Source organism: Pseudomonas sp. NY15356, assembly GCF_048068175.1.
In the GTDB taxonomy this organism is placed as follows: domain Bacteria; phylum Pseudomonadota; class Gammaproteobacteria; order Pseudomonadales; family Pseudomonadaceae; genus Aquipseudomonas; species Aquipseudomonas putida_K.
The window spans coordinates 88,963-98,260 of record NZ_JBLUPW010000019.1 but is presented as its reverse complement, the minus strand read 5'-3'; the positions used below and the strand labels follow the sequence as shown (position 1 = coordinate 98,260).

The 9,298-nt window shown below is 65.7% G+C and carries 9 protein-coding genes; 6 read left to right on the top strand and 3 right to left on the bottom strand.

The genetic code is table 11. The features are described from left to right. From ACNFCI_RS16200 to ACNFCI_RS16190, 3 genes are all read left to right on the top strand, one after another. The coding region (locus ACNFCI_RS16200; protein ID WP_324724994.1) for a hypothetical protein at positions 1–190 on the top strand (190 nt) is incomplete at its 5' end. A gap of 305 nt (positions 191–495) precedes the next feature. After that, positions 496–1,128, top strand: a complete 633-nt coding sequence (locus ACNFCI_RS16195; protein ID WP_368829715.1) for a hypothetical protein — start codon at positions 496–498, stop codon at positions 1,126–1,128. A 16-nt stretch (positions 1,129–1,144) separates the two neighbouring features. Beyond that, positions 1,145–1,774 (top strand): helix-turn-helix transcriptional regulator, encoded by a 630-nt coding sequence (locus tag ACNFCI_RS16190; protein ID WP_084858356.1) that lies wholly within the window; start codon positions 1,145–1,147, stop codon positions 1,772–1,774. A gap of 52 nt (positions 1,775–1,826) precedes the next feature. Here ACNFCI_RS16190 and ACNFCI_RS16185 read toward each other — a convergent pair whose 3' ends face one another. Both ACNFCI_RS16185 and ACNFCI_RS16180 read right to left on the bottom strand, forming a co-directional pair. Beyond that, on the bottom strand, positions 1,827–2,552 hold the full coding sequence (locus tag ACNFCI_RS16185; RefSeq protein ID WP_368829714.1) for a TorF family putative porin: 726 nt from the start codon (positions 2,550–2,552) through the stop codon (positions 1,827–1,829). A gap of 145 nt (positions 2,553–2,697) precedes the next feature. Next, a complete protein-coding gene (locus tag ACNFCI_RS16180) occupies positions 2,698–4,419 on the bottom strand; it encodes an amidohydrolase (protein WP_368829713.1) in 1,722 nt (573 codons plus the stop codon). Between the two features lie 244 nt (positions 4,420–4,663). Here ACNFCI_RS16180 and ACNFCI_RS16175 point away from each other — a divergent pair, with 244 nt between their 5' ends. The 3 genes from ACNFCI_RS16175 (at position 4,664) to ACNFCI_RS16165 (ending at position 8,211) form a co-directional block, all read left to right on the top strand. After that, positions 4,664–5,593, top strand: coding sequence for a LysR family transcriptional regulator (locus tag ACNFCI_RS16175; protein ID WP_224456531.1), 930 nt, complete (start codon positions 4,664–4,666; stop codon positions 5,591–5,593). Positions 5,594–5,746: 153 nt separating this feature from the next. Then, positions 5,747–6,817, top strand: a complete 1,071-nt coding sequence (locus tag ACNFCI_RS16170; RefSeq protein WP_368829712.1) for a C45 family autoproteolytic acyltransferase/hydolase — start codon at positions 5,747–5,749, stop codon at positions 6,815–6,817. A gap of 59 nt (positions 6,818–6,876) precedes the next feature. Continuing rightward, positions 6,877–8,211 (top strand): MFS transporter, encoded by a 1,335-nt coding sequence (locus ACNFCI_RS16165; protein WP_324819213.1) that lies wholly within the window; start codon positions 6,877–6,879, stop codon positions 8,209–8,211. Between the two features lie 119 nt (positions 8,212–8,330). Here ACNFCI_RS16165 and ACNFCI_RS16160 read toward each other — a convergent pair whose 3' ends face one another. Next, positions 8,331–9,221, bottom strand: coding sequence for a LysR family transcriptional regulator (locus ACNFCI_RS16160; RefSeq protein ID WP_368829711.1), 891 nt, complete (start codon positions 9,219–9,221; stop codon positions 8,331–8,333). Positions 9,222–9,298: the final 77 nt, after the last annotated feature.

The following is a 9,298-nucleotide window of genomic DNA, read 5'->3' as shown; positions in this document are numbered from 1 at the left end:
GAACCAGTCGGTGGCCACCGCCACCGAGGAGCAGAGCGCGGTGGTCGAGAGCCTGAACCTGGACATCACCCAGATCAACAGCCTCAACCAGCAAGGGGTGGAGAACCTCAACGAAACCCTGCGCCATTGCGATGCCCTGAGCCAGCAGGCGGGGCGTTTGAAGCAGCTGGTGGGCAGCTTCAGGATCTGAGGCGGCCCAATCGCCGGCAAGCCGGCTCCCACCAGTCCTGCGCTGTTTTCGCACCTGTGGGAGCCGGCTTGCCGGCGATAGGCTGCGCAGCAGCCATAAAACCTGCCACATCGATGTGCCAGGCAGACACAACGTGGCCTGGTTCGCGGCTGCTGCGCAGCCGATCGCGGGGCAAGCCCGCTCCTACAGAGGAAAGCGTGCAGGTCGGTAAGACCATTGATCGGAATTCCCGCTTGGCCCTAATAAAAACATATTTTGATGCTTAAATTATTCTTGTCAGTCCAATCCCACCCGAGGGTGCTGCCATGAATCTCAAGATCGCCGCCTTGCTGCTGCTGGCCCTGTGCGCCCAGCCAGCCTGGAGCCAAACTTCTGCCCCCGCTGCTTCTCCCACCACCGACTCCGCCGCGCTGACCACGCGCCTGGCCCTGCGCGACCTCTGGGTCGAGCATGTGTTCTGGGTCAGGAACTACGCCATGGCCAACCAGGCGGGTAACCACAAGCAAGCCGAGGTCGCCGCCAAGCAGGTGGTGGGCAATGCCACCACCATCGCCAACAGCATCGCCCCGCTGTACGGCCAGTCCGCCGCCGACCAGTTGCTCAAGCTGCTGGCCGGGCACTGGGGCGCCGTGAAACACTACAGCGATGCGACCGTGGCCAAGGACAAGGCCGGTAAGCAAACGGCCATCAACGAGCTGTCAACCAATGCCAAGGCGTTGTCTGCCTTCCTGGCCAAGGCCAACCCCTACCTGCCGGAGCAGACCCTGCTGTCGATGCTCACCGCCCACGGCGGGCATCACCTGTCGCAGATCGACCAGTTCGCCGCCGGTGACTATGCCGGCGAGGCGCAGACCTGGCAGATGATGCGCCAGCACATGCAGGCCTTGGCCGATGCCCTGGCCGGCGCGCTGGTCAAGCAGTTCCCGGACAAGTTCTGAACAAGGAGGCAACCCGATGCTCGAAGGCTTGGGCCGTACCCAGCAGGACCTGCTCAACGCGTTGCTCTACCAGCCTGGAGGCATGAGCATCGACGAGCTGTCGCAGGCCCTGGCGGTCACCCGCACTGCGGTGCGCCAGCACCTGGCGGCGCTGGAGCGTGACGGCCTGGTCCAACGCGGCGCCACCCGGCCTACCGGGCGGCGCCCGGAGCAGCTGCACCAGCTCACCGACCACGCCCGGGAGTTGTTTCCACGGCAGTATCCGCTGCTGGCCAACCTGCTGATCGACGAAGTCGCCGGGCTGATCGGCCAGGACGCGCTGTTGGCGTTGATGCGCAACCTGGGGCGCAAGATGGCCGAGGGCATGGAGCAGAAGGTGGTCGACGAGGCGCGCATCGTCGAGCACATGAACAATGCCGGCTACGAGGCGCAGGTGTTCTTTCGTTCGTCCGGCGAGGCTGAGATCGTGGCCCACAACTGCGTGTTCCACCACCTGGCCAAGGCCCACCCGGTGGTGTGCGAGCTGGACCTGGCGTTGATCGGGGCCTTGGGCGGGGGGGAGGCGGTGCATCAGGAGTGCATGTTGCGTGGTGGGGCGGTGTGTCGGTTTTCGCTCAAGGCGCCAGGTGAGCCACATCAGGCTTGATTGGGGCTGCTGTGCAGCCCTTTCGCGGTATAGCCACGCCAGGTGCTATCGATCAGAAACCTTTGCTGACCGAGGCAACCAGCGTGGCCGAGCAGACGTCCTTGAAGCCCAGGTAGCTGGCACATTCTGCCTGGGACAGGTTGGTGTCGATGTAGCTGAGCGACCAGTCCAGCGACAGCATCGTGCGGCTCAGTTCCACTTCCCATTCGTGGTAGGCGTTGCGGCTGCTGCCGTCGTTGGCGAACCAGCTCGGGTCCTTGTAGTCGTTGCGCCCATAGCGCACTTCCAGGCCGATGTCATGGGGCAGCAGGGTGCCATAGCCGACATAGCTGTAGAGCATCGACTGGTCGCCATTGAAGTCGTCCGAGTAGTTGCCGCCCAGCAGCACACCCCAGGCACGCAGTTCGGCATGGTACTCGCCGTAGTTGAAGTTGCCCTGGCGAGGGTAGACGTACTTGATGTACGAGGTGTCGAGGGTGACATCGTCGCTGATCTGCCAGAAGTAGCCGGCGTAGTAGTCCAGCTCCTGGCGGGTGCGGCTGCCGAAGCCGAAGTCGACGTTGGAGCTCCAGACCCCGGCGTACAGGCCGCTGCTGTGGGCGAGGGTCAGCGAGCCTTGAAGGGCCGGATCGTTCTGGGTCTGGGAGATGCCGCGGGTGCGGTAGTCGCTGAAGATGCCGACCTTGGCCTCGAGGCTGAAGTCGTCGTCGAGGTCGATGGCATGGGCGAGCGGGGCACAGGCCAGCAGGCCGCCCGCGATGAGGGTGCGTGGGGTCATTCGAGGCTTTCCATTTATTGTTGTTGTGTACGTGAAGCGGGGTGTGGCGTTCGCGGGTGAACCCGCTCCCACAGGGACCTGTGTCGTGCTCGTGGGAGCGGGTTTACCCGCGAAAAGGCCAGCGCTGTAGGACGGCCGGACGCGATCAGCGCTGGTAGATCTGCTTGCCGGCAAACCAGGTCTGCAGCACCTGGGTGTCACGCAGTGCTTCAGGCTCGACGGTGAGCACGTCGCGGTCGAGGACGATCATGTCCGCCTGCTTGCCGACCTTGAGCGAGCCGACCTGCTGTTCCAGGCGCATGGCCCGCGCGGCATTGAGGGTGTAGGCCTGGAACATGGTTTCGCGGTCGATGGCCTCTTCGGCGTTGAGCACACCCTTGGGGCCCTTGCGGCTGATCGCCTGGTAGATCGCCTTCCACGGCTCCGGCGTGGTGATCGGCCAATCGCTGGCCCCGGCGATGGTCGCACCGTTCTTCAACAGCGACCGGGCCGGGAAGGTATGCATGAAGGCCATGGCGTCGACATACGGCTTGACCAGGTCGAGGTTGTTCTCGTCGGCGCTGGCCCAGTACAGCTGCATCGAAGCGATCACGTCCAGGCCCTTGAAGCGGGCGTATTCCTTCGGGTTGACCATCTGCAAATGGGTGATGGAGTGGGGGATGCCGCTGTGGCGCTCGCGCCGAGCCTGCTCCACACCGTTGAGCGCCTCGCGCACGGCGCGGTCGCCGATGGCGTGCACGTGCACCAGCCAGCCGCGGGCATCGGCGGCGCTGACCAGCTCGCCGAAGTGTTTCGGGTCCAGCAGCAGTTCGCCGTTCTGCCCGGAGTTCTTGTAAGGCTCGAGCATCGCCGCGGTCTGTGCCGGGGCCTCGGCAACGCCGTCGGCGAACACCTTGATGCCCGGCAGGGTGAGGTTTTCTACGCCAAGAAACTGCTGGCGCACCTTGTCCAGCTCGTCCAGGTCGGCAGGGCGCGCCTTGGAGTCGGCCATCAGCAGGGCGGCGACGTGGGCGGTCAGCTCGCCGCGCTCGGAAAGGGCCTTGTAGACTGGCAGCACGCCCAGCGAATCGTTGTTGACGTCGGCCCCTGGCAGTTCGTTGGCCAGTGGGTCCATCCAGCCGGTGATGCCCAGCTGCTTGTTGTAGTCCAGGGCCATGCGCCCGGCGGTCATCAGGGTGTCATGGCTCAGCGGCGGCAGCAGGTCGGTCACCGGGTAGTAGCTGGCGTCGGCGAGAAAGCCGTTCGGGGTACCGTCCGGGTGCTGGCCGATGGTGTTGCGTGCCTCGGCGGGCAGCGCCGCGATGGTCTTTGCATCGATCCCGGCGCGCTCGAGCATGGCCTGGTTGGCCCAGCCGGTGTGCATGTCGTTGGCCGCCAGGAGGATCGGCTGCCCGGCCCATTCGCCATGGTTGAAGCGTTGCTCCAGGGCCGGGATGTCGTCCCAGTAGGTGCCCGGCACGCCACCGACGGAGAGGAATTCGCCACGTACCGCCTTGCCATCCTGGCGCCACTGGCGCAGGCGCTGCTCCAGCTCGTCGAGGGGCAGCTGCTCGCCGGCCAGGTTGGCCAGCTCCAACTGCAGGCCGCCCTTGATCGCATGGGAGTGGGAGTCGAGCATGCCTGGCATCAGCACCTTGCCGCCCAGGTCGATCACCTGCGTGCCACTGACCTTCAGGCGCAGCACGGCCTGGTCGGAACCCACCGCGACGATCTTCTGGCCCTCGACTGCCACGGCCTGCTGCAACGGCTGGCCTGGCTCGGCGGTATAGACCTTGGCGTTGTGCAGGATCAGGTCGACCGCCGCGAAGCCTGGCAGGGCGGTGCAGGCCAGGCCGGCGCTGATCGCCATCTTCAGGAGCTGCTTCATTCGATGCCTCGTTCTTGTTGTGATGGGGCCGCAGCCTAGCCAAGGCGCAAGGGCGATTAAATGCGACGGCAGGCACAACTTTTTTCGCGCTGGGGAAATAATCCGTCGCCTATGATTGCCGTGGTGCAAAGCCCGGGCCTGCCGGTGCCTATTCAAATCGCGCGGCATTTGCCGGTTTGATGAAAAGGCGCAGATACTCGCCGCGCCTTCGCATTGCCTCGCTTGTGCCGAACAGGAAGAAACCATGGACAAAATGACGGCCCTGACCATTTTCGTCGCCGCCGCCGAGCACGGCAGTTTCAGCCGTGCCGCCGAGCAGTTGGGCAAGACCCCCTCGGCCATCACCAAGGCCGTCGCCCACCTGGAAACCGAACTGGGCGTGCGCCTGTTCGAGCGCACCACCCGGCGCATGGCGCTCACCGAAGCCGGCACCCTGTACCTGGAAGGCGCGCGCCAGGCATTGATGCACCTGCAACTGGTGACCGAGGAAGTGGAACAGCTGCAGCACGAGCTGCGGGGCACCTTGCGCATCACCGCGCCGCCGTCGTTCGGCCCGGCATTTCTCAACCAGGTATGCTGCCGGTTCATGCGCGAACACCCGCAGGTGCGCCTGGAGGTGAACCTCAACGATGCCAATGAAGACCTGATCGACGGCGGCTACGACCTGTCGCTGCGCGACGGCCCCACCGACCAGCCTGAACTGATCGCCCAGCCGCTGATCGAGAACCGCGTGATCCTCTGTGCCAGCCCCGACTACCTGGCCCGGCGGGGCGACTCGATCACCCTGGAGAACTACGCCCAGCACGACTGGCTGCTGCTGCGTCACCCGTTGCTCAACCGCAGCTACTGGTGGATCGAGCAGGGCGGCCAGACCCTGCGCGTGCGCCAGCCCACGCCCAAGTTGGTCAGCGACAACTTCGACTTCCTGCTGGCCTGCCTGCTCGATGGCCAGGGCCTGCAGTTCGTGCCCACTTGGTGCGCCGCCCCCTACCTGGCCAAGGGCCAACTGGTGGAAGTGCTGCCCGACTACTGGCGGGCCTTGAGCGCGTTCGGGCCCTGGGTGCATGTGCTGTACCTGCCGCACCGACGCAACACGCGCAAGGTGCAGGCCTTCATCGCCTTGCTGCACGAACACCTGCGGGGGCAGGGCCTGGAGGCAGCTGAGCGGGGCTGAGTTTTTCCGCCTGGGCACAAAAGTTGTGCGGGGTGTGAGGATGATCGGCGGGAGGCGGCTCGCTAGGCTAAGGGTGGTCGCCTGAGCAGGCATTCCACTCTTTCCCAAACAGCAACGATGCCTTGAGCCCGCTGTACCAGGAGTTCCCCCGCAGTGAAGATCCACACCCTCGTCACCGACATCCGCAACCCCGCCGAGCGCGGTCGCCAGATCGGCGAACGTTTCGCCGAGCAGATCCGCCAGACCACCCAGCTGTACCTGGACTTCTTCCCTCGGGTCGGCGTGTCGCTGCGCGAGGCCCAGCGCATCGGCGAGAACAGCCTGGCAGCCCTGGAAGCCTGGAGCCCGAACCTGGCGGCGGAAGTGGTCGGCATGGCCAGGGGCGCGGACCTTGCGCTGTGGCAACTGGCGAGCTTGAACGCACGCACTGAGGTGCTGGCCGCTCGCACCCGCCACAGCGAATGTTCCACCACCGTGCACGCACCTCGCGGTCCGTGGGCACCGCAGACCCTGCAGACCTGGGACTGGCACGACAGCCTCTGCCCTCATGGCCTGATGCTGGGCCTGCACACCGAGCGTGGCATGCAGGTCAAGCTGTTCTGCGAATTCGGCATGCTGGCCAAGCTGGGCGTGAACAGCGCAGGTCTGGGCCTGCACTTCAACATTCTGCACCACACCAGCGACAACGACAGCGGCGGGGTGCCGGTGCATGCCATTGCCCGGCGCCTGCTGGAGGACGCGAGCAGCGTCGAGGAAGCCGTGGAGCTGGCGCGTTCGGCGCGGGTCAGTGCCTCGACCGTGCTGACCGTGTTCTCCCGCGAGGACTGCAGCCCGCGCGCGGTGAGCATCGAACTGAGCCCCGAGCGTACTGCGCTGGTGCTGCCACGCGAGGACGGCTGGCTGCTGCACACCAACCACTTCCTCGACCCGCAATTGAGCCTGGGCGAGCACGTGGCCGACCGCGCCGACACCCAATGCCGCCTGGGCCACCTGGAGCAGGTGATCGGCCAGATGGGCAGCAGCGACCTGCGCGCCCGCGCCGAGGCCATGTGTGGCGCCGAAGGCGACAACGCACCGATCTGCTTCCACCCGGACATGGCCATGCCGGATACCGAACGCTGGGAAACGCTGCTCAGCGTCGGTATCGATACCGAGCACTGTTTCCTGGACTACGTGGCGGGCACGCCGCTGCAACTGGCCAAGGCCGGCTTCGAACGTTTCTGAGCCAACCCGGTGCCGCTGCCTGTCGTGGGGGCGGCACCCGCAAAACGAGAACAACAACAATGCATGCGGAACATTCCCACCCTGCGTCATCCCGGTCTGCGTTGCGGACCTTCTGCGTCTCCGGCCTGGGCACTGCGCTGGAGTTCTATGACTTCATCATCTATGGCACGGCGGCGGCGCTGGTGTTTCCCCAGGTGTTCTTCCCGCAGATGGACCACCTGACCGCGACCCTGGTGGCCTTCAGCGCCTTCGGTGCCGGCTTTTTCGCACGCCCCCTGGGTGGGCTGGTCTTCGGCCACTTCGGTGACCGCATCGGCCGCCAGAAGGTGCTGGTGGCGACCTTGCTGCTCATGGGCCTGAGCACCTTCCTCATCGGCTGCCTGCCCAGCCACGCCAGCATCGGCGTGATGGCGCCGGTCCTGCTGGTGCTGCTGCGCCTGGTCCAGGGTTTTGCCGCAGGCGGCGAGTGGGGTGGTGCCGCGCTGTTCGGCATCGAGTCGGCACCACCAGGTAGGCGAGGGCTGTGGGGCAGCTTCACGAGCATGGGCATCGGCGTCGGCGGCATCCTTGGCGCTGCGGTGTTCGCCATCGTCAGCGCGGCCTTCGACGACAACCTGGTGGACTTCGCCTGGCGCATCCCGTTCTGGCTCGGTGGCACCCTGGTACTGATCGGCCTGTATGCCCGCCTCAGGGCCCCGGCGCCGCTGGCGGCACCTGCCGCCAAGCCGGTACGTGCCCCTCTGGCCGAGGCGCTGCGCCAACGGCCACGGCAATTGCTGCTGTGCACCGGCATCGCCTTCGGTTACTGCACCATCGCCTATATCGGCAGCACATTCTTCCTGACCTACGCCACCCAGGTGGGCTACGGCAGCACCCAGGCGTTGATGTTCGACCTGACCCTGTCGATCGCCATCGTGCTGTCGGCGCCTTTGTTCGGCTACCTGTCCGATCGCCTGGGCCGGCGCACGGTGATGGTGTTCGGCGCATTGGTCATGGCCCTGGGGCTGTTCGCCTTCTTCGCCCTGGTGGGCATGCAGAGCTTCGCCATCGCCCTGTTCGCCTACAGCCTGACCGGCCTGCTGATGGGGGCGACCCAGGGGCCGATCCCGGCGTTCCTCGGCGAGCAGTTCCCGCGCAGCATGCGTTACTCAGGGATCTCTGCCAGCTACCAGATCGGTGCGGCGCTGGGCGGCGGCACGGCCTCGAGTATCGCTACGGCCATTCTGATCCTTACCGACCACGACCCGTTGGGTGTGGCGTTGTATGGAGCCGGGGCGCTGGGGTTGGTGGCGGTGTGTTCGTTGATGTTGCGCGAGACGTCGCGGCTGAGCATGGCGCAGATCGACGAGGAACCTTCGGGGGGTGCTGTAGAGGCGGTGTTGGCCCGGCATTGATGGACAGGGGCTGCTGCGCAGCCCTTTCGCGGCACAAGGCCGCTCCTACAGGTCTCGCGCTGGCTCTGGAGCGGCCTTGTGCCGCGAAAGGAGCGCGAAGCGCTCCCCGGACACAGGCCTCAGGGCGTGGCAGTGAACAACGCCTTGGCTTCGGTGAAACATTGCTCGGCAATCGCCGAGCGTGGCTCGCTGCGACGCAACAGCAGCCCCACCGGGCTGTGGATGCTGGCATCGGCGATCGGCAGGATGCGCATGTGCTCGGACAGCTCCTCCAGCCCACAATCCAATGGCATGACGGCGCAGCACATGCCGGTATTGATGGCCTGGATCAGCTGGAAGGTGGAGTCGCTCTCCAGCACCGCGGCCGGTTCCAGGCCGCGGCTACGCAGGCTCAGGTCCAACGACTGGCGGTAGTGCATGCCTTCGCTCAGCAGGCCCAGGGGCAGGTTGGCCAAGGCCTCCCAGCGCAGCTCGGGTGTGTCGAAGTCGAAGTAGCGGGTGTCGTGCAGCAGGCCCATGGTGGTGGTGCCCAGCTCGATCACTTCGAAGAAGCTGGCATTGACCTGGTCCAGGTAGCAGATGCCAAGGTCCAGCTGGTTGCGGCTCAGCCCATCGATGATCTGCTCGGAGCTCAGCGAACTGAGTTGAAAGTGCAGCTCCGGAAACTTTTCGCGCAGCGGCAGCAACAGCTGCATAGGGTTGAAGCTGGCCAGCGGCACGGTGCCCAGGCGCAGGCTGCCGACCACCTGGCCGCGGCAGCTGGCGGCCTCGGCCTGCAACCCATCGTGGGCGGCGAGCAAGGTGCGGGCCCAGGCCAGGATGCGCTCGCCGGCCTCGGTGAAGCCTTCGAAGCGCTGGCCACGCTTGACCAGCACCAGGTCCAGTTCGTCCTCCAGGTTGCGCAGGCGCATGGACAGGGTCGGCTGGGTGATATGGCACAGCGCCGCGGCCTGGCCGAAATGGCGGGTCTGGTCGAGGGCGATGAGGAACTTGAGCTGCTTGATGTCCATGGTACGGCCTGGTGGAAGCGGGATGGGCAGACCTTAACCAAGTCTTCCGGCGCTGGCCAATGTTTAATGCGGTCGGC